This window comes from Pseudomonas sp. HY7a-MNA-CIBAN-0227 (assembly GCF_040310325.1).
In the GTDB taxonomy this organism is placed as follows: domain Bacteria; phylum Pseudomonadota; class Gammaproteobacteria; order Pseudomonadales; family Pseudomonadaceae; genus Aquipseudomonas.
In genome coordinates, this window is the sequence record NZ_JBEOPT010000004.1 from 64,848 (window position 1) to 82,453 (window position 17,606).

Annotated in this window: 19 protein-coding genes; 14 read left to right on the top strand and 5 right to left on the bottom strand. The window is 60.4% G+C overall.

The features are described 5' to 3' along the window. Positions 1-65: 65 nt before the first annotated feature. Positions 66-590, bottom strand: a complete 525-nt coding sequence (locus tag AAEZ06_RS08370; RefSeq protein ID WP_350613838.1) for an Mpo1 family 2-hydroxy fatty acid dioxygenase — start codon at positions 588-590, stop codon at positions 66-68. A gap of 83 nt (positions 591-673) precedes the next feature. Between AAEZ06_RS08370 and AAEZ06_RS08375 the strand changes: the two genes are divergently transcribed. Beyond that, positions 674-1,360 (top strand): Crp/Fnr family transcriptional regulator, encoded by a 687-nt coding sequence (locus AAEZ06_RS08375; protein WP_149414225.1) that lies wholly within the window; start codon positions 674-676, stop codon positions 1,358-1,360. Between the two features lie 38 nt (positions 1,361-1,398). Next, on the top strand, positions 1,399-1,764 hold the full coding sequence (locus tag AAEZ06_RS08380) for a response regulator (RefSeq protein WP_350613841.1): 366 nt from the start codon (positions 1,399-1,401) through the stop codon (positions 1,762-1,764). A 372-nt stretch (positions 1,765-2,136) separates the two neighbouring features. Here the strand turns inward: AAEZ06_RS08380 and AAEZ06_RS08385 are convergent, their stop codons facing one another. Further along, positions 2,137-3,141 (bottom strand): AraC family transcriptional regulator, encoded by a 1,005-nt coding sequence (locus AAEZ06_RS08385; RefSeq protein ID WP_350613843.1) that lies wholly within the window; start codon positions 3,139-3,141, stop codon positions 2,137-2,139. A gap of 115 nt (positions 3,142-3,256) precedes the next feature. Here AAEZ06_RS08385 and AAEZ06_RS08390 point away from each other — a divergent pair, with 115 nt between their 5' ends. Next, positions 3,257-4,330, top strand: a complete 1,074-nt coding sequence (locus AAEZ06_RS08390; protein ID WP_350613845.1) for a fatty acid desaturase — start codon at positions 3,257-3,259, stop codon at positions 4,328-4,330. Positions 4,331-4,405: 75 nt separating this feature from the next. Here AAEZ06_RS08390 and AAEZ06_RS08395 read toward each other — a convergent pair whose 3' ends face one another. Further along, positions 4,406-5,326, bottom strand: coding sequence for a LysR family transcriptional regulator (locus tag AAEZ06_RS08395; protein ID WP_350613847.1), 921 nt, complete (start codon positions 5,324-5,326; stop codon positions 4,406-4,408). A 96-nt stretch (positions 5,327-5,422) separates the two neighbouring features. Continuing rightward, a complete protein-coding gene (locus tag AAEZ06_RS08400; RefSeq protein ID WP_149413902.1) occupies positions 5,423-6,604 on the bottom strand; it encodes a CynX/NimT family MFS transporter in 1,182 nt (393 codons plus the stop codon). Positions 6,605-6,930: 326 nt separating this feature from the next. Here AAEZ06_RS08400 and AAEZ06_RS08405 point away from each other — a divergent pair, with 326 nt between their 5' ends. The 10 genes from AAEZ06_RS08405 to AAEZ06_RS08450 all read left to right on the top strand — a co-directional run bounded on the left by AAEZ06_RS08405 (position 6,931) and on the right by AAEZ06_RS08450 (position 15,097). Next, entirely contained in the window at positions 6,931-7,752 is an 822-nt protein-coding gene (locus AAEZ06_RS08405) for an energy transducer TonB (protein ID WP_350613850.1), read from the top strand. A gap of 43 nt (positions 7,753-7,795) precedes the next feature. Further along, positions 7,796-8,521, top strand: a complete 726-nt coding sequence (locus AAEZ06_RS08410; RefSeq protein WP_149413900.1) for a MotA/TolQ/ExbB proton channel family protein — start codon at positions 7,796-7,798, stop codon at positions 8,519-8,521. A gap of 1 nt (position 8,522) precedes the next feature. Further along, positions 8,523-8,924 carry an ExbD/TolR family protein gene (locus AAEZ06_RS08415; protein ID WP_149413899.1) on the top strand — a complete coding sequence of 134 codons (402 nt, stop codon included), beginning with the start codon at positions 8,523-8,525 and terminating at the stop codon, positions 8,922-8,924. Between the two features lie 280 nt (positions 8,925-9,204). Next, positions 9,205-9,786: an alpha/beta hydrolase gene (locus AAEZ06_RS08420; protein ID WP_149413898.1), complete on the top strand. Its 582-nt coding sequence runs from the start codon at positions 9,205-9,207 to the stop codon at positions 9,784-9,786. Between the two features lie 48 nt (positions 9,787-9,834). Beyond that, the gene (locus AAEZ06_RS08425) at positions 9,835-10,767 is read left to right on the top strand and encodes a sigma 54-interacting transcriptional regulator (protein WP_350613853.1); all 933 of its coding nucleotides are present in this window, start codon (positions 9,835-9,837) and stop codon (positions 10,765-10,767) included. 149 nt (positions 10,768-10,916) lie between these two features. Next, on the top strand, positions 10,917-11,699 hold the full coding sequence (locus tag AAEZ06_RS08430) for a MetQ/NlpA family ABC transporter substrate-binding protein (RefSeq protein ID WP_149413897.1): 783 nt from the start codon (positions 10,917-10,919) through the stop codon (positions 11,697-11,699). 447 nt (positions 11,700-12,146) lie between these two features. Beyond that, positions 12,147-12,812, top strand: coding sequence for an amino acid ABC transporter permease (locus AAEZ06_RS08435; RefSeq protein ID WP_133103013.1), 666 nt, complete (start codon positions 12,147-12,149; stop codon positions 12,810-12,812). Continuing rightward, positions 12,793-13,452: an amino acid ABC transporter permease gene (locus AAEZ06_RS08440; protein WP_063033610.1), complete on the top strand. Its 660-nt coding sequence runs from the start codon at positions 12,793-12,795 to the stop codon at positions 13,450-13,452. The genes AAEZ06_RS08435 and AAEZ06_RS08440 overlap by 20 nt, the downstream gene beginning before the upstream one ends. After that, entirely contained in the window at positions 13,449-14,225 is a 777-nt protein-coding gene (locus AAEZ06_RS08445) for an amino acid ABC transporter ATP-binding protein (protein ID WP_149413896.1), read from the top strand. The genes AAEZ06_RS08440 and AAEZ06_RS08445 overlap by 4 nt, the downstream gene beginning before the upstream one ends. Further along, positions 14,222-15,097 carry a transporter substrate-binding domain-containing protein gene (locus AAEZ06_RS08450; protein WP_149413895.1) on the top strand — a complete coding sequence of 292 codons (876 nt, stop codon included), beginning with the start codon at positions 14,222-14,224 and terminating at the stop codon, positions 15,095-15,097. Before AAEZ06_RS08445 ends, AAEZ06_RS08450 begins: the two co-directional genes overlap by 4 nt. A 46-nt stretch (positions 15,098-15,143) precedes the next feature. Here AAEZ06_RS08450 and AAEZ06_RS08455 read toward each other — a convergent pair whose 3' ends face one another. Next, positions 15,144-16,304, bottom strand: coding sequence for an AAA family ATPase (locus AAEZ06_RS08455; protein WP_350613857.1), 1,161 nt, complete (start codon positions 16,302-16,304; stop codon positions 15,144-15,146). Between the two features lie 191 nt (positions 16,305-16,495). Between AAEZ06_RS08455 and AAEZ06_RS08460 the strand changes: the two genes are divergently transcribed. Beyond that, complete coding sequence (locus AAEZ06_RS08460; protein ID WP_149413893.1) at positions 16,496-17,599, top strand: efflux RND transporter periplasmic adaptor subunit; 1,104 nt, start codon at positions 16,496-16,498, stop codon at positions 17,597-17,599. The last annotated feature ends 7 nt before the right edge of the window (positions 17,600-17,606 follow it).

A 17,606-nucleotide genomic window follows, 5' to 3' on the forward strand; every position in this document is an offset into this window, starting at 1 on the left:
GCGCAATTGCACCTGTTCCGCGCGGCCAAAGGGGTCAGCCCTCGGGCGTTTCGGCAGCGCTATCGTTAGGCCGTGGCATTCTTGTTGCGCACCGCTACCGGCCCCGAGCGCTCTTCGATCTGGCGCTTGAGTTGCTGGCGCAACCCCAGTAAAAACGCCAACTCCGCTACCACAAACAACGGCCCCACAATCAGCCCGGACACGTCATCGACAAACGCAGGCTTTCTGCCTTCGTAGTAATGGCCGACAAACTGGATCACCCAGCCCACCACAAACATGCCGATGCCGCTGCTGAGCCAGATGAGTGTGCTTTGCGCCGCCAGCACATGCCCTGTCCACACCGACAAGCCCATCAGCACCGTCATCAACACGCCGAGGGCCAATTCCAGGCGCAGGTAGAACCAGGCCGAGAACAGCGCCAGCAGCACGGCCGGCGACAGCCAGAAGCCGGCCAGCGACCATTCGGGGCGTGAGAGCAAGACCGCGACGGCGACGACGATCAAAGGGATGCCGATAAAGTGGCTGGCAATGTTGCGCGGGTCACGGTGGTAGGCGGCATATTGACTGAGATGGTCGACGAGGCTTTTCATTGTTATTCCTCCTGTAGGATGGTTGATCATGCCTTGTCGGCCTGCGGCCAACTGTCAGCTGGCCGACAATCTTCGGAGTTCTCATGGACGCAGAGAAATGGCCCCCACGACTGTCGACCGGTCATTGGTACAGCCACCTGCCTGCTCAGTTACAGGATAGCTTGCTCGCCCATGCTCGCTTGCGGCAGCTGACGGCGGGGCAATACCTGTTCAAACGCGGCGACCCGCCGTGTGGCTTGTATGCGGTGTTGGAAGGTACCTTGCGCATTAGTGCGGTGAACGAGCAGGGTAAGGAGGCGGTGTTGAGCCTGGCGGAATCGCCTTACTGGCTCGGCGAAATTTCCCTGTTCGACGGTTTGCCGCGTACCCATGACGCCTGCGCCGTCGGGCCCTGCACGTTGTTGCAGGTGCCGCAGCCGGCCCTGCTGCAGATACTCGACGAAACCCCCGTTTACTGGCGTGACATGGCCCTGCTGATGAGCCAAAAGTTGCGCCTGACCTTTATCAACATCGAGCAACTGAGCCTGATGCCGGCGTCGGTACGGGTGGCCCACCGTTTGTTGATGATCGCCGAGGGCTACGGCGAGATCGAACGGTCAAGACGTGTGCTGCAACTGCCCCAGGAAGACCTGGCAGCGATGCTCAGCCTATCGCGCCAGACCACCAACGCGTTGCTCAAGGACTTGCAAGGGCAGGGCATCCTGCGTTTGGGCTATGGCGAGATCGAAATCCTCGATGCGCAGCGGTTGCGGGAGGCGGCCCACGCCTGAGGGTGTTAGCCTGCAGTTACGATCATTCGAGGTGTGTTATGCGTGTGCTGCTAGTGGAACACGAGTCGGAGACGGCAGAGTGGATGGCCCGGGGCCTGAACGAGGCCAGTTACACGGTTGAAGTAGCGGCCAATGGCATGGCTGCCCAGCGTTTTGTCGAGAGCAGCGAATACGACCTGGTAATCCTTGATGTGATGCTGCCGGGGCTCAATGCCTGGAAGCTGCAGCAGGCGATCCGTCAGAAGGGCGAGACGCCCGTGTTGTTCCTGACCACCCAGGACGGGATTGAGGATCGCCTGCGCGGCCTGGAACTGCACGAGGATGATTACTTGCTCAAACCGTTCGAGCCCAAGGAGTTGGTGGCTCGGGTGAGGAAGTTATTGCGGCGCGATCGCGGGCGCTGATCGGCTGTGGTTTGGCGGTGTCTGTGAGGGCCTTATCGCGGCATGGTATCTACACATCTCTGATGGCTGGAGGGCGGCAGGTTCGGTTCTAGGGGGTGATTGAGTACATATCTGCTGCTGCGGTAACGGCGGCTTAGGGTGGGCGCCGCGGTGATTCAGGAAGCCAGCGTCATCGTTAACGACCATCGCGAGCAAGCTCGCTCCTACAGTGGGCAGTGGGCATGGGATCTGCTCTTGCTTCTCACCACTCAGGTCGGCTACCAGGCCGCCGTGCTTTTGCTTTTGATCTTAGGCGCCCCGTTAACCACGATGGCTGAACGCAGGCATTGATCCGTGGGTAAACCGGCAGGAGGCCGGTTTAGCCGCAGCCCCCTACCTCAACCCATCGCGAAACTGCCCCGGCGTCATCCCGGTCCAGCGCTTGAACGCGCGGTTGAAACTGCTGGTATCGGCAAACCCCAGCAAGTGACTGATCTCTGCCAATGAGCATTGGGGATCGCGCAGGTGCAGCAACGCCAGATTCTCCCGGCATTCATTGAGCAGCGCATCAAACCGACAGCCTTCATCTGCCAGGTGCCGCTGCAAGCTGCGCAGGCTCAAGTGTAAGGCCTGGGCAATGCGCTCGGCGCTGGGTTCGCCGTCTGGCAGTTGCGCTTCGATGGCCGAGCGCACCCTGCGTTCCCAGGTCAGCGGTTGCAGTTGGGCGAGGGTACGGTTGAGCACGGTTTCGTTGTGTTCGGCCAGTTCCGGGTTGGCGTCGTCCAGGTGACTGTCGAAATCAACGGCGGCGAACTCCAGGCGGTCTTCATCGGCGGCAAAGAATACCGGTGCGCGAAACACCGTGTGCCAGGACGTGGGATCGGCCGGTTCCGGTCGCCGCAAATACACCGCCAGCGGTGCATAGTCGCGTCCCAGGCGGTTGCGACAGGTGCGCACATAAATCGCTGCAAAGGCATCGATGGCTTCGAAGGCCGGCGCCGGGCTGTCGCCAGGTTGCAGCAAACGAAAGCAATAGCGCTCGCCTTCCCGGGTCAGCTCCAGCACCAGGGCGTCGCTGACTACCTGGTGATAACGTACGATCCGCTCGAACACTTCCCGCAAACTGCCGCTGGCCACCAATGCATAGCCCAGGGCGTGAAACGTGGTGGGGCTGACAAACCGCGACACCCGCAAACCGATAGCCGGATCGTCGCTGGCCTGCACCGCCAGTTCCCACAACCGCGTGGTGGCCGACAACGGGTAACGCGCTTTTGGATCGTCCATCTGCTGCGGGTCGAGCCCGGCCTGGGCGCACAGTGCCGCGCTGTCGAGGCCCAGGGCGTCGAGTTGTTTGCGCAGAGCGCGGGTCCAGCTGGCGAGGGAAGTGGCTTCAGGCATAGGGATTGGCGCTTGCGGTCAACAAGTTGGCGTGCGGGGCTAGCGTCCTGCACGACCGCGTCTGGCAGGATGCATGCAGGAATAAGCACGCATTGATACTTAAGAGGATGGAAGCATGGACGGTACTTCTGCAAGTCCCCAACAGATGAACGCACAGCAACGCTCAGCGCATATACGCGAAGTGGTGTTGGCCGAAGGCGTCAGATTGCGCCAGCGCCACCCCTGGTTGCTGCATCAGGACGCCTTGGGCGCGGGCATCCTGGCCTTTGCACTGATGGGCATGATTGGCTCGGCAGCGTTCTACATCACGGGGCATATGGCCTGGTGGGTGTGCCTGCTGCTCAATGCTTTCCTGGCGTCACTGACCCATGAGCTGGAACACGACCTGATCCACAGCATGTACTTTCGCAAACAGCGCCTGCCACACAACCTGATGATGGGCCTGGTCTGGCTGGCGCGGCCGAGCACCATCAACCCGTGGGTGCGGCGCCATCTGCACCTCAATCACCACAAAGTCTCCGGCACCGCGACCGACATCGAAGAACGCGCGATCACCAACGGCGAACCCTGGGGCATCACCCGGTTGCTGATGGTGGGCGACAACATCATGTCGGCGCTGATCAGCATCCTGCGGGCGCCGTCCTGGAAGTACAAACTGAGCATCCTAAAGCGTGTGTTGCTGGTCTACGCACCGCTGGCGCTGCTGCATTGGGGCGCTTGGTACGTGTTTCTCGGATTTCACGCGGCCAACGGTATCGCCAGCCTGATGGGCGCGCCGATTGAATGGTCGGCCGGCACCCTGTCGATGATGCACGTCATCGATATCGCCGCCGTGGTGATCATCGGGCCCAACGTGCTGCGCACCTTCTGCCTGCACTTTGTCAGCTCCAACATGCACTACTACGGCGACGTGGAGTTGGGCAACGTGATCCAGCAGACCCAGGTGCTGAAGCCGTGGTGGATGTGGCCGTTGCAGGCGTTCTGCTTCAACTTCGGCAGCACCCATGGGATTCATCATTTTGTGGTCAAGGAACCGTTTTATATTCGGCAGATGACGGTGAAGGTAGCGCACAAGGTAATGGCTGAGATGGGCGTGCGGTTCAATGATTTCGGCACGTTCGCCCGGGCCAATCGGTTTGAGCGGGTGGAGCGGATGCAGGCTCAAGAAGGTAGTACAGCCGAGGCTTAACCAGTGGCTCTGCATAGGTGTCTACACCACTTTTGATGGCTGGCGGACTCCTTGTAGCAAGCCCGTGATGGCGATCTAAACCGCGACGCTGATCTGTTGTTTGTCCACCGCCACCAACACTTCAATCATCGCTTTCGCCGCCGGTGACAAGCGAAACCCGGTACGGCTGATAATCGCGCAGCGGTTATTCAAACTGTCGAGGGTGTGGGGCACATTGCGCCAGTGCAACACCGCCAGTTCACCTTTGGCGAATGCCTCGACAAACGCCTCTTCGGCTCCCAGGCCAATGGCGTTGGAGAGCTGCACGATGGCGGCCAGCGCCGGGAATTGTTCCAGTTCGATGCTGGGGAAAAAGTCGATGCGCCCGCTCAAATTGGCCAGCAACTTGCGGCTGCCCGGTGCGATCAAGGGTGTGGCCAGCGGATAGTCGAACAGGTCATTGGTCGACAGGCTGTCCTTGGCCAGCAACGGGTGCCCGGCCCGGCAGAAAAATACATTGCGACGGGGCGTCAGGGCTTGAGTCTGGAAGTTCGGATCGGCCTCGAAGTGCCGAACGTCGGCAATGAAAAACTCGATCTCTTCGCGACTCAAGCTGCGGCCGAGCTTTTCCCAGTTATCCACCTGCAAACCGCTGCGCACCTTCGGATAGGCGCCGATGAACTGCGCGAGCGCCTGGGGCACCAGATTCACCGCGGCTACCGCATCGCTGCCAAAGCGCAGTTCGCCGGCGTCGAGCTTGGTCATGTGGGTGACTTCGTGACTGAGCAACGCCGCACCCTGGACCAGGGACAGTGCGTGCTGCAATACCACCTGGCCTTGCGGGGTGGGGCGCAGTTCCTTGTGGGCGCGGTCCACCAGGACGCAGCCAAATTCCTGCTCCAGGCTCTGTATGCTGCGGCTGAACGCTGGTTGCGTAATGCCCATGGCATCGGCGGCGCGCACGAAGCTGCGGTACTCGTTGAGAGCGATGAAGTAACGCAGTTGGCGAAGGTCCATGGGGTTTTCCGGCGTCCATAGGGAGCGGGGATTTTAATGGCCTTACTTATTCCGTCAAAGAATCATTAATGGTCTTGTTAGATCTAAATTGCATATTTATAGAGCTGGCGCAGTCCGATAGGTCGCCGGGCTGAAGACCTGTGTCACGGCCAACATCGCCACCACCGTAACCGTCAGCACTACCCAGGCGCTGATGAAACTGCCGGTCAGCTCCCGCAACCAGCCGGTCATCCATGGCGACATAGCGTTGATCAAAAAGCCCACGCCTTGCACAAATGCCGCCAGTTGCCCGGCTTCCCGAGGGTCGCGGCGGTGGTCGAGGGTCAGCAGCAGGCTCAGGGCAAAGCAGGCGCCCAGGCCGAAACCGATCAGCGCTACCCACACATGCGGCTGTTGCAGCGGCGCCAGCCATAGGCCGAGGTAGCCTACTGTCTGGGCCAGCAGGCTGATGGTCAATAAGGGGCGACGGTCGATGCCCCGTTGGGCCAGGGCCGGCATCAGCAGCGCGGCGATCACCTGGAAAATCGTCATGTACGCCAGCAGTGAACCACTGGGTAACACGCCCCAACCCAATTGCTGATAGTAGGCCGGCAGCCAGGCCACCATGCTCATGTAGCCGCAATTGACCAAGCCAAAATATAACGCCAGCAACCACGCCCGGCGATTACGCAGGCCCTGGAACGGCGCCGTCACCTGCCGGTTTTTCGCTGCGCCCAATGGCAACCAGGCCCACAGCAGTAATGCGCCGAGCGCGGGTAGCAGCCAGATCCCCAGACCGGCCTGCCAGTGCTGGAAATGGTTGGCGACCAGGGGGCTGAGCAACGCCGCCAAGCCGCCGCCGCCCATCAGCGACGCCGAATACACCCCCATCGCCAACGGTACCCGCTGATGAAACTGGCGCTTGATCATCGCCGGCACCAACGCCTGAATCAGCGCCACCCCGGCACCGCCCAGCAAGGCCGTGGCCAGCAGCGCCGACGCCTGGCCAAACAGCCAGCGTGCCAGGCATGCCAGCAGAATCATCATCAACCCCAGAGCGATACCCCGACGTTCGCCCAATCGCGCTTCCAGGCGCACGCCCACCAATGCCACCAGGCCCATGCACACCGCCGGCAAGCTGGTGAGCAGGGCGCTGTTTTGGAAACTCAGGCCGGTGGCCAGGCGGATTTCCCCCAGCAACGGGCTGATGGAACTGAGGATCGGCCGCAGGTTGAGCCCCAACACCACCAGCAGGCCCCAGCCGGCGAGTTTTCCGGCGAACGAGTTATTCAGCGTCATAAGGGCCAGCCAGTCACGAAATCTTCCTTAGAGGGCAAAAGGGCGGGAAGTATGTGCAGTCTTTGCCGTTTTCTGAAACGAAATAAATCGATGCCTTTGACGAATATTTTGTATGCCTGCAAGGCATCGAAATTCGGCGACTTGGCGCCAGGCCACGGGCCCCACGGCTTTGTCGTTAGCGCTAATTTCCAATATTCATTTTCGATCTATCTATAACTTTAAAGATTACTTTAAGAGATAAGTGTCTAGCCCCGATGATTCAGCCCTCGACGGCCGCCCAGGCAGGTTCGTCGGTTTTTTCGCTGAAGATCGTAGGGAGTTAATCAATGGGCAATGTCCAGACCGCCGCCAGTGCTCAAGAGGTGCAATGGCGCCAGGCACCGGGTGGTGAGTTGGTCGACCTTGGCCGGCGGCATCGCGCGCCGTTGGGGCAGTTGCGTTTGCAGAAAACCCCCAAGGGTGTCTTGAGTCGCCGTGAAGCCATTGTGCTAGGGCTCTTGGCGTTGGCCCTGCACGGCGCGGTGATCTACTGGGTCAGCCAGAAAGAAACCCTGGTGCTGCCCATAGTGCCGCCGGAAATTCCACCAATGACCATCGAGTTTTCCCAACCAGCGCCGCCGGTGGTTGAGCCACCACCGCCTGTACCACCACCGCCGCCGCCACCCGTGGTCGAGCCACCGCCACCGGTTGTCGATGAGTTGGCCGCCAAGCCGGCGCCGCCTAAACCGATTCCGAAACCCAAGCCCATGCCGGTGCCAAAACCAGAGCCCAGGCCTGCCCCGAAAGCAGTCGAGCAACCGCCCGCGCCGCCGCAACCGCAACCGGCTCCACCTGCTCCAGCGCCGGCCCCGCCCGCGCCAGCTCCGGTGACACCCGCCTCGGCCAGCGCCGCGTACCTGAAGAATCCGGCGCCTGAATACCCATCACTGGCCCAGCGCCGTGGCTGGGAAGGCACGGTGTTGTTGCGGGTGCATGTGCTGGCCAGCGGCAAGCCGGGCGAGATTCAGATTCAGAAAAGCAGTGGTCGCCAGCAACTCGACGACGCCGCACTGACCGCCGTGAAGCGTTGGAGCTTCGTGCCGGCCAAGCAGGGCGATGTCGCCCAGGACGGCTGGGTCAGCGTACCGATCGACTTCAAGATTCATTGAGCACGGGCTCAACACCAAATCGCTTACACCGAGGGAATACATCATGACGTTATTGGCATCTCCACTTGAGTCCATCGAAAGCACGGTGATCTGGCTGTTGGTGATCTTTTCCGTCGCCACCTGGGGCCTGGCCCTGCTCAAGGGCGTGCAGTTCGGTCGCCTCAAGGCCCAGGATCGCAAGTTCCACAAACAGTTCTGGGCGGCGTCGAGCCTCGACTCGGCTGCCGAATTGAGCGAGACCCAGCCCGGCGCGGCTGCCCGCGTGGCCCAGGCCGGTTATGCAGCGATCCAGGTTGGCGATGCGTCTCACGCGGCAGACCTGAGCCAGGCGATCAATCACCAGGACCGTCTTGAACGCGCCCTGCGTCAGCAAATAGTCCGTGAGCGTCGCTCCCTGGAAACCGGCCTGGCCGTGGTCGCCAGTATCGGCAGCACCTCGCCGTTTATCGGTCTGTTCGGCACCGTGTGGGGGATCATGGAAGCGTTGAAGGGCATCAGTGCCGCCGGTTCCGCCAGCCTGGAAACCGTGGCGGGTCCCATCGGTGCCGCCCTGGTCGCGACCGGTGTCGGTATCGCCGTCGCCGTGCCGGCGGTGCTGGTCTACAACTACTTCCTGCGTCGCCTGAAGCTTGCGGCCGCTGACCTCGACGACTTCGCCCACGACTTCTACAGCCTGGCGCAGAAGAACTCGTTTCGCGTGTTGATCCATCCGGCCCTGCACAAGACGGCCACTCAGGGCGGCACGCAGAAAGTGAAGGAGGCGTCCTGATATGGCCTTCTCCACACAAGACAGCGACGAGGTACTGAGCGAGATCAACGTCACGCCCCTGGTGGACGTGATGCTGGTGCTGCTGGTGGTGTTTATCGTCACCGCGCCGCTGCTGACCAATGCGATCCCGATCAACCTGCCCAAGACCGAGGCCGTGGCCCCGGTGGAACAGAAAGACCCGCTGGTGGTGAGCATCGACGGCGCTGGCAAGGTGTTTATCAACAAGGACGAAATCCAGCCAAACCTGCTGGAATTCAACTTGCAGGCGGCCAAGGCCAAGGACCCCAATGTGCGGGTACAACTGCAAGCCGATGATGGCGTGAACTACGGCGAAGTGGCGCGAGCCATGGCGTCTATCGAGCGAGCGGGCATTACCAAGCTGTCGGTGATTACCGCCCGGTAGGGCGAAGCTGCAAGCGACAAGCAAGAGCCAGCCTGCTTTGACTTGTAGCGTGCAACTGAAAGCGTGAATCTGTTTTTTGGCCGTCTCCTTGGCAGGGTGCGGCCTTTTTTTTGCCTGAGATTTACTGTCGATGTGATTGTTCCCACGCTTTGCGTGGGAACAATCAGTTTCGGCAGGTTTGAGTTTTTGGTTATTAATAAATAGCTTCTTATTCCTTAACGAATATAAACCTCGTCCCTATACTGGTCAGCAACGTTAAACGCTGCAGGAGGGCACACCCATGCACAGCGAGTCGATTCGTTATCTGATCGTGCCGGGCTGGCAAGGATCGCCAGAAGACCATTGGCAAAGTCACTGGCAGAACAGTCTGCCCAACAGCGCTCGGGTGGAGCAGGCCGACTGGCTGACTCCGCGCCGCGAAGACTGGGTAGCGGCGCTGGCCGAAGCGATTGCCGCCGACAGCACCCCGGTCATTCTGATCGCCCATAGCCTGGGCTGCATCACGGTCGCCCATTGGGCCGCTACCGCCCCGGTGCATTTCCTGCGCCAGGTACGCGGCGCCTTGCTGGTGGCTCCGGCCGATGTCGAACGACCTGCCTGCGCGCCCGCTCTGCGTAATTTCGCACCGATCCCCACCGACTTGCTGCCGTTCCCCAGCCAAGTCGTCAGCTCCGATAACGACAGCGCTGTCAGCGCCCCTCGTGCTATGGAACTGGCGCGCAACTGGGGCGCCGAGGCCGGGATTCTCGCCGGTGCCGGGCACATCAATGTGAAGTCCGGGCACCAGCGCTGGGAGCAGGGTTTCGCTTACCTCTATCGCCTGCAAAGTCGCCTGGAGCAGCACTCCCGGCGCCGTGCGTAATATTTCTTGAACGCCCCGTCCCTGAGTGGATTGGGGTGGGAGCCTGCCATGAGCCTGCATGAAAATTTCGGTCAGCCGCTGCTGACCTTTCCCGACGCCGAAAAAAGTCCCCTTAGCATCCGCGCCAAGGCACTGGTGTTTGTCGACCCGCGTTCGCGGCAACTGCGCGAAGACCTCGAAAGCCTTGCCCCCCGCGCCTTGCCGGTGTTGATTCGCGGTGAAACCGGTAGCGGCAAGGAATTGCTCGCACGGCACATCCACCGCGGCAGTGACCGCGCCGGTTTATTTGTCTCGGTCAATTGCGGCGCCATCAGCCCCACTTATGCCGACGCGGAGCTGTTTGGTTACGCCGCCGGTAGCCACAGCGGCGCGGCCAGCAGTCGCGCCGGTTGGTTCGGGTCGGCCAACGGCGGCACCTTGTACCTCGATGAAATCGGCGACTTGCCGTTGCCGATCCAGGTCAAGTTGCTAGCCGCTCTGGAAAACCACGAAGTGACCCGCGTCGGCGCTCACCAGCCTAGCCCGGTGGATGTGCGCCTGGTGGCGGCCACCAGCATCGACCTGGCCCAGGCGGTGGCTGTCGGTAAATTCCACGAGCGCCTGTTCCATTACCTCAACGAAGGCCATCTTGAGTTGCCGGCGTTGCGCGAGCGGGTGGGCGATATCCTGTCCCTGGCCGAATATTTCCTCGGCATCTACAGCCAGCGCCTGGACCTGCCTGTGCCATTGATCAGCGAGGCGGCGCAACGGGTGCTGGAACACCACAGTTGGCCGGGCAATACCCGCGAGCTGGAGAACGTCATTCACTTTGCGCTGCTGGTCAGCAGTGGCGATGAGATTTTGCCGGAACATTTGAATTTGCCGGTGAGTGTGCCGTCGGTGGCGGGGGTCGAACAGCAGGTCCGGCAGATCCTGCAGGACGGCACCGATGCCGAGCGCAGTGCTTTGAAGCGTCTATTGGAAGGCTTACCGTCTGTATGAACAAAATGGAATATCAAAGTGAATAAAAGGTATTGTTCGGGAATAAAAAATATCGGTATTGTCCGTTTCACGCCGCGATAGCACTTCGCTGGCACACCATATAAAAAGCGGCCGTCGCTGGCGCCCCGGATTTTCGATAAGGACACTGCATGAAAAAGGTTCTGTTATTCACCGCACTGGCGGCTGCCCTGACTGCTAGCCTGGCCCAGGCTGGCGAGAAACTGGTGGTGGCTGCCACCCCTGTTCCCCATGCCGAGATCCTTGAACTGATCAAGCCAGCCCTGGCCAAGGAAGGCGTGGACCTGGAAATCAAGGTCTTCACCGACTACGTGCAACCGAACGTACAAGTGGCCGAGAAGCGTCTGGACGCCAACTACTTCCAGACCCTGCCGTACCTGCAAAACTTCAATAAGGGTAAAGGCACCAACCTGGTCACCGTGATCGGCGTGCACGTTGAACCCTTTGGTGGTTACTCGAAGAAAATCAAAAGCCTGGCTGAGTTGAAAGATGGCGCGACCGTGGCCATCCCCAACGAAGGCTCCAACAGCGGCCGCGCACTCCTGCTGCTGCAAAAGGCGGGCTTGATCACCCTGAAAGACCCGACCAACGCTCTGTCCACGCCTAAAGACATCGCGAGTAACCCAAAGAACCTGAAGTTCAAGGAGCTGGAGTCGGCGCTGCTGCCACGGGTTCTGGACCAGGTTGACCTGGATATGATCAACACCAACTACGCCCTGGAAGCTGGCCTGAACCCAGCCAAGGATGCGCTGGTTATCGAAGACGCCAAGTCGCCGTACGTGAACTTCCTGGTAGCCCGTCCAGACAACAAGGACAGCGCGGCTATCCAGAAACTGGCCAAGGCCCTGACCAGCCCTGAAGTCAAAGCCTTCATCGAGAAGAAGTACAACGGCGCGGTAGTGCCAGCGTTCTGATAAACCCCCTTCAAGGTTTGAACGCCGACGGCTGTGGCGAGCGGGCTTGCCCGCTCACCACATTTAGCCTGCGTTTTTTCAGAGATTTCGGGTATTAATCGCCCGCCGCAACGCCATCAGCCACTTCAGCAACTCCTGCGGGTCAATCGGTTTTGTCTCGGTCATCGGTCATTCCCTCGCCTGTTAAGTGGCCATCCGTCTGGCCAAGCGCTGCCAATCCTTGGAGCTCAGCGCCGATAAAAAGAAGTTTCCTACAACGCCGAGAACAGTAGCTGTCATCCAGCAACCCCGCGAATCCGCAGGTTATCTATTTGGGTGATATCAATATGCTATTTAGGTATTTAAATTTTACTTTTTATACCTTTAAAGTTCGCGCTACTCGGCGTTACCCACGTCGAATCGGACCGCGCCAGCGCCGCATTACCCTTGCGGCGTCAGGGACTTCAAATGACCTTCGATTACGCTTTTATCCTCAGTACGCTGCCCGCGTTTCTCAAGGCCGTGGGTGTGACGCTGCAAGTGGGCCTGATCGCCATCTGCACATCGCTGCTGGTGGCGCTGATCAACGCAGCCTTGCTGGTGTTTCGCACGCCTTACCTGTGGCGCCTGGTGGCGTTGTATGTGGAGCTGGCCCGCAACACACCGCTGCTGATCCAACTGTTTTTCGTCTACTTCGCGTTGCCGGCCCTGGGTGTGAATATCTCCGGGTTCTGGGCGGCTATCATCACCATGACTTTCCTGGGCGGCGCCTACCTCACTGAAGTGCTGCGTGCCGGTGTTGAGGCGGTGCCGTTGGCACAGATCGAGTCGGGCAAGTCCATCGGCCTGTCCCACTGGCAATTGTTGCGCTACGTGATCCTGCCCCAGGCGGGGATTCTCAGCCTGCCGGCACTGTTCGCTAACTTCATTTTTCTGCTCAAGGAGACCACGGTGGTCTCGGCGGTGGCGGTGCCAGAGATTCTCTACACCGCCAAAAGCTATATCGCCCTCTACTACAAAACCTACGAAATGCTCGCCGTGCTGACGTTGATTTGCGTGCTGTTGTTCCTGCCGCTGTCGCTGCTGCTCAGCCGCCTGGAAAGGAGGCTCCAGCATGGCCAGTTCGGGTCTTGAATTGCTTTGGGTGTCGTTGCCGCAACTGGGCAAGGGCGCGGCGCAAACCCTGTCGATCTCCTTCTTGAGCATCGCCTTCAGCACCGTCGGCGGCGTGTTGTACGGCGTGTTGCGCACGCTGAATTCGAAAGCCATCAACCTCGTGCTGCGAATTTACCTGGAGCTGTTCCGGGCGATTCCGGTGCTGGTGTGGCTGTACCTGCTGTTCTTCGGCCTGCCGATTTTCTTTGGCCTGAGCATTCCCAGTTTCTGGTGCGCAGTGCTGGTGCTGTCCCTGTGGGGCGCCAGTGAAGTGGGCGAAGTGGTGCGCGGTGCCTTGCATTCCCTGCCGCGCGGGCAACGTGAGGCGGGCCTGTCGATTGGTTTGTCGGACCCGCAGCTTTACGGTTACGTGCTGCTCCCCCAGGCCCTCAAACGCATGACTCCGCCCACCATCAACGTCTACACCCGCATCATCAAGACCAGCTCCCTGGCGGTGCTGATCGGCGTGGTGGACGTGATCAAGGTCGGCCAGCAAATCATCGAGCGCACCTATGAGTCAGTGTTGATCTACGGCGCGCTGTTCCTGTTTTTCTTCTTTATCTGCTACCCGTTGTCGGCCGCCTCCAAGGTGCTGGAACGGCGCTGGGCCCAAGCATGAGCGCATTGATCGAGTTCCAGGGTTTCAACAAATTCTTCGGCGAGCAGCAGGTGCTCAAGGACATCGACCTGAGCGTCGAAAGCGGCGAAGTGGTGGTGATTCTCGGCCCTAGCGGTTGCGGCAAAAGTACTTTGTTGCGTTGCCTCAATGGCCTGGAAGTGGCTCACAGCGGGCACTTGCGTTTCGCAGGCCGTGAACTGCTGGACAAGGCCACCGACTGGCGCCAGGTGCGGCAGAACGTAGGCATGGTGTTCCAGAGTTATCACCTGTTCCCCCATATGAACGTGCTCGACAATATTTTGCTGGGCCCGCTGAAAGTGCAAAAACGCGAACCCCGCGAAGCCCGCGCCCAGGCAGAAAAACTGCTGGAGCGGGTTGGCCTGTCCGATAAGCGCGACGCTTTCCCGCGACAGCTCTCGGGCGGCCAGCAGCAACGCATCGCCATCGTCCGCTCGTTGTGCATGAACCCTCAGGTCATGCTGTTTGACGAAGTCACCGCCGCCCTCGACCCGGAAATGGTCAAGGAAGTGCTGGAGGTGATCCAGGGCCTGGCCCGGGACGGTATGACCCTGCTGATCGTCACCCATGAAATGGCCTTCGCCCGCGCCGTCGCCGACCGCGTGGTGTTTATGGAGGCCGGCCGCATACTCGAACAAAACACCCCCGAGGAATTCTTTACGAACCCGCAAACCGCACGCGCGCAGCAGTTCCTGGAGAAATTCTCCTTTGTTTCAACACTGCCCAAAAAGACCAAGGAACTGGAGCTGTTATGAAAACTGCCAAATCTTCACTGTTGTTACTGCCACTGTTCGGCCTCGCTTTGCTGGCTGGCTGCAATAAGTCCGAAGAACCCGTCAAGCCCGCCGCTGCCGCTCCGGCAGTGGTGAGCTACATTGACAAGATCAAGGCGCGGGACAAGCTGATTGTCGGTGTATTTACCGACAAGCCGCCGTTCGGCTTTGTCGATGAAGCAGGGCGCTACGTCGGCTTCGATACGGACATCGGCCGGCGTTTTGCCAAGGATCTGCTGGGCGACGAGAACAAGATCGAGTTCGTCGCCGTTGAACCGGCGAGCCGTATTCCGTTCCTGCAAAGTGACAAGGTCGACCTGATCCTCGCCAACATGACCGTGACCCCGGAACGCAAGGAGGCGGTGGACTTCACCAACCCCAACCTGAAAGTCGCGGTCCAGGCCCTGGTGCCAAATGACAGTGCGGTGAAAAGCCTGGATGACCTGGCCACCCGTACCACCATCGTCACCACCGGTACCACTGCCGATATCTGGCTGACCAAGAACCACCCGGACTGGAAGCTGCTCAAGTTCGAGAAAAACTCCGAGTCGTTGCAAGCGCTGTCCGCCGGTCGTGGTGATGCGTATGCCCAGGACAATTTGGTGCTGTTCAGCTGGGCCAAGCAGAACCCTGGTTACCGCGTGCTGGAGCAGAAACTGGGTGATGAAGCGCCGATTGCTCCGGCAGTAAAGAAGGGCAATATCGAACTGCGCGATTGGGTGAATAGTGAATTGGCCAAGCTGGGCGAGGAGAAATTCCTGCTCAAGCTGTATGACCAATATGTGCGTAAAGAGCTGAGCGATGATACCAAGCCCGAAAGCGTGATTGTTGAAGGCGGTAAGTGGCAGGGCTAATCTCTACCTGATCGTTCCCTCGCGCGTGGGAACGATCCTTAACCGCTTAACTCGGCCAATGCCAAGCCGGCTCATCCAGCACCCGCTGACCGACAATCTGCGTCTGCCCCATCACTTTCTCCAGCACAATGGAATTGCACTCCTCATCCTGCTGCAACGCCGCAATCAAGCGGCTGGCATGGGACACCACCCACACCTGGCACTGCTGCGATACCTGGATAATCAACCGCGCCAACGCCGGCAACAGGTCCGGGTGCAGGCTGGTTTCTGGTTCGTTGAGCACCATCATCGTTGGTGGCCGTGGCGTTAGCAGCGCCGCAACCAGAAGCAAGTAGCGCAGGGTGCCGTCCGACAACTCCGCCGCCGACAACGGCCGCAGCAACCCTTCCTGATAAAATTCGATGGCAAAACGTCCGCCCTGCAATGGCTCGATATTCAACCGAGCCCCGGGAAACGCATCGCTGATTGCCCGTTGCAATGCCTCGGGGTCGCCAATCTCGCGAATGGTCTGCAACGCCGCCGCCAAATCCCGACCGTCGTGATGCAACACTGGCGTACGCGTGCCCAGTTGCGGCTGACGCACCGGGGCGTCGACATCGCTGCGAAAGTGATCATAAAAGCGCCAGCCGCGAATGCTCTCGCGCAACAGCAGCACCTCCGGCGAACCCCGCAGGCTACCAACCTGATCGAACAGGCTGTGGTAGTTCGGCGTGTGCTTGGCCAATACATCCCAGGCGCGGCCATCGCGGGCGCGCACCATCGGGCCGGAGCGCTGCACCAACAGGCTCGCCGGGCGGTAAACATTGCCGGCCCAGATGCATTCCTTCTTGATCTCCGGGTCCAGGGAGAAATATGACTCGCCGGGCTCCGGCAGACCCAGGGAGATCGCGTAGCTGAAATCCTCCCCGGCAAACCCCAAGCGCAAGCGCTTGGCGCCCTGGCGTACGCTTGGCTCAACCTCGACTTCGCCACTGAGCATGCGCCGGCTGATGTTTTCCGGCCCGGCCCAGAACGTCGAATCCAGCCCTCCTTCACGGGCCAGCGCGTTGATCACCCCACCTTGGGCCGTCTCCGCCAGCAGTCGTAAAGCACGGTACAGGTTGGACTTGCCGCTGCCATTGGGGCCGGTGATCAGGTTCAACCGATCCAGCGGCACCACCAATTTGTTGATCGAACGGTAATTGGCCACCGCGAGGGTTTTGAGCATGGAACAATTTCCTGTGGTGACGGGGCTTGTTGTGGCAAAAGATCATCGCATGTAAGGGGCTGCTTCGCAGCCCAACGGGGCGATCCGACAAGCCCCCTCGCCACAACCCATAGAAAAGAGGCACCCGTGGAACCCTCAACTACGCTCAGAGTCGCATGATCAAAGACGCGTCAATCAAGCAAGGAGCCTGCATGGGCGGTCCCACCTCGACAATCATTCTCGGCCTTGGCCTGCTGGCGCTGTTGAGCGGTTGCGGCCAGGAACAAGCCGAACCCAAGGAACATTCCCGGGTGTTCGTGCAAACCGTTAAGTCCGCTGATTTTGCCGCTGCCGTGACCCTCACCGGGGACATTCAGGCGCGGGTGCAGACCGATCTGTCGTTTCGCGTTGGTGGCAAGATCATCCAGCGCATAGTCGATGTCGGTGACCGGGTGACGGCCAGGCAAGTGCTCGCCAAGCTTGATCCCAAGGATTTGCAGACCAGCGTCGATTCCGCCCAGGCCCAGGTCGTCGCCGAACAGGCCCGGGTCAAACAGACCGCCGCCGCCTTTGTGCGCCAGGAAAAACTCCTGCCTAAGGGCTACACCAGCCGCAGCGAATACGATTCGGCCCAGGCTGCCCTGCGCAGTAGCCAAAGCGCCCTGGCTGCTGCTCAGGCACAACTGGCCAATGCCCGTGAGCAGTTGGGCTACACGTCGCTGATTGCCGACGCTCCCGGCGTAATTACTGCCCGCCAGGCCGAAGTCGGCCAAGTGGTGCAGGCCACTGTGCCGATTTTCAGCCTGGCGCGGGATGGCGAGCGTGACGCGGTGTTCAACGTCTATGAGTCCTTGCTGGTGGAGCCGCCGCCCGATGCGCCAATCACCGTCAGCCTGCTGGATAACCCGAGTATCAAGGCCCAGGGCAGAGTCCGCGAGGTCACCCCGGCCGTGGCCGCCAACAGCGGCACGGTGCAAGTGAAGATCGCCTTGAGCGCCTTGCCCAAGGGCATGGACCTGGGTTCGGTGGTCAGCGCCACCGCCAATGCACCGGCCAAGCCCAGTGTCGAACTGCCCTGGGCCGCGCTGACCAAAGACCTCAGCGAGCCCGCCGTGTGGCTGGTGGACAGCGATGGCAAGGCGCAACTGCATAAGGTCACCGTCAGCCGCTACCTCACCGGCAAGGTGATCATCAGCGACGGTCTCAAGGGCGGCGAAAAAGTCGTGGTGGCGGGTGGGCAACTGCTGCATCCCGGCATGCTGGTCGAAATTGCCCAGCCGCCGGATCAGGCCCAGGCTCAAGGCACTCAACCATGAAGAGCTC

Coding starts and splice junctions, on each gene's coding strand:
- AAEZ06_RS08370 (WP_350613838.1), bottom strand. CDS start 590: ATGAAAAGCCTCGTCGACCATCTCAGTCAATATGCCGCCTACCACCGT.
- AAEZ06_RS08375 (WP_149414225.1), top strand. CDS start 674: ATGGACGCAGAGAAATGGCCCCCACGACTGTCGACCGGTCATTGGTAC.
- AAEZ06_RS08380 (WP_350613841.1), top strand. CDS start 1,399: ATGCGTGTGCTGCTAGTGGAACACGAGTCGGAGACGGCAGAGTGGATG.
- AAEZ06_RS08385 (WP_350613843.1), bottom strand. CDS start 3,141: ATGCCTGAAGCCACTTCCCTCGCCAGCTGGACCCGCGCTCTGCGCAAA.
- AAEZ06_RS08390 (WP_350613845.1), top strand. CDS start 3,257: ATGGACGGTACTTCTGCAAGTCCCCAACAGATGAACGCACAGCAACGC.
- AAEZ06_RS08395 (WP_350613847.1), bottom strand. CDS start 5,326: ATGGACCTTCGCCAACTGCGTTACTTCATCGCTCTCAACGAGTACCGC.
- AAEZ06_RS08400 (WP_149413902.1), bottom strand. CDS start 6,604: ATGACGCTGAATAACTCGTTCGCCGGAAAACTCGCCGGCTGGGGCCTG.
- AAEZ06_RS08405 (WP_350613850.1), top strand. CDS start 6,931: ATGGGCAATGTCCAGACCGCCGCCAGTGCTCAAGAGGTGCAATGGCGC.
- AAEZ06_RS08410 (WP_149413900.1), top strand. CDS start 7,796: ATGACGTTATTGGCATCTCCACTTGAGTCCATCGAAAGCACGGTGATC.
- AAEZ06_RS08415 (WP_149413899.1), top strand. CDS start 8,523: ATGGCCTTCTCCACACAAGACAGCGACGAGGTACTGAGCGAGATCAAC.
- AAEZ06_RS08420 (WP_149413898.1), top strand. CDS start 9,205: ATGCACAGCGAGTCGATTCGTTATCTGATCGTGCCGGGCTGGCAAGGA.
- AAEZ06_RS08425 (WP_350613853.1), top strand. CDS start 9,835: ATGAGCCTGCATGAAAATTTCGGTCAGCCGCTGCTGACCTTTCCCGAC.
- AAEZ06_RS08430 (WP_149413897.1), top strand. CDS start 10,917: ATGAAAAAGGTTCTGTTATTCACCGCACTGGCGGCTGCCCTGACTGCT.
- AAEZ06_RS08435 (WP_133103013.1), top strand. CDS start 12,147: ATGACCTTCGATTACGCTTTTATCCTCAGTACGCTGCCCGCGTTTCTC.
- AAEZ06_RS08440 (WP_063033610.1), top strand. CDS start 12,793: ATGGCCAGTTCGGGTCTTGAATTGCTTTGGGTGTCGTTGCCGCAACTG.
- AAEZ06_RS08445 (WP_149413896.1), top strand. CDS start 13,449: ATGAGCGCATTGATCGAGTTCCAGGGTTTCAACAAATTCTTCGGCGAG.
- AAEZ06_RS08450 (WP_149413895.1), top strand. CDS start 14,222: ATGAAAACTGCCAAATCTTCACTGTTGTTACTGCCACTGTTCGGCCTC.
- AAEZ06_RS08455 (WP_350613857.1), bottom strand. CDS start 16,304: ATGCTCAAAACCCTCGCGGTGGCCAATTACCGTTCGATCAACAAATTG.
- AAEZ06_RS08460 (WP_149413893.1), top strand. CDS start 16,496: ATGGGCGGTCCCACCTCGACAATCATTCTCGGCCTTGGCCTGCTGGCG.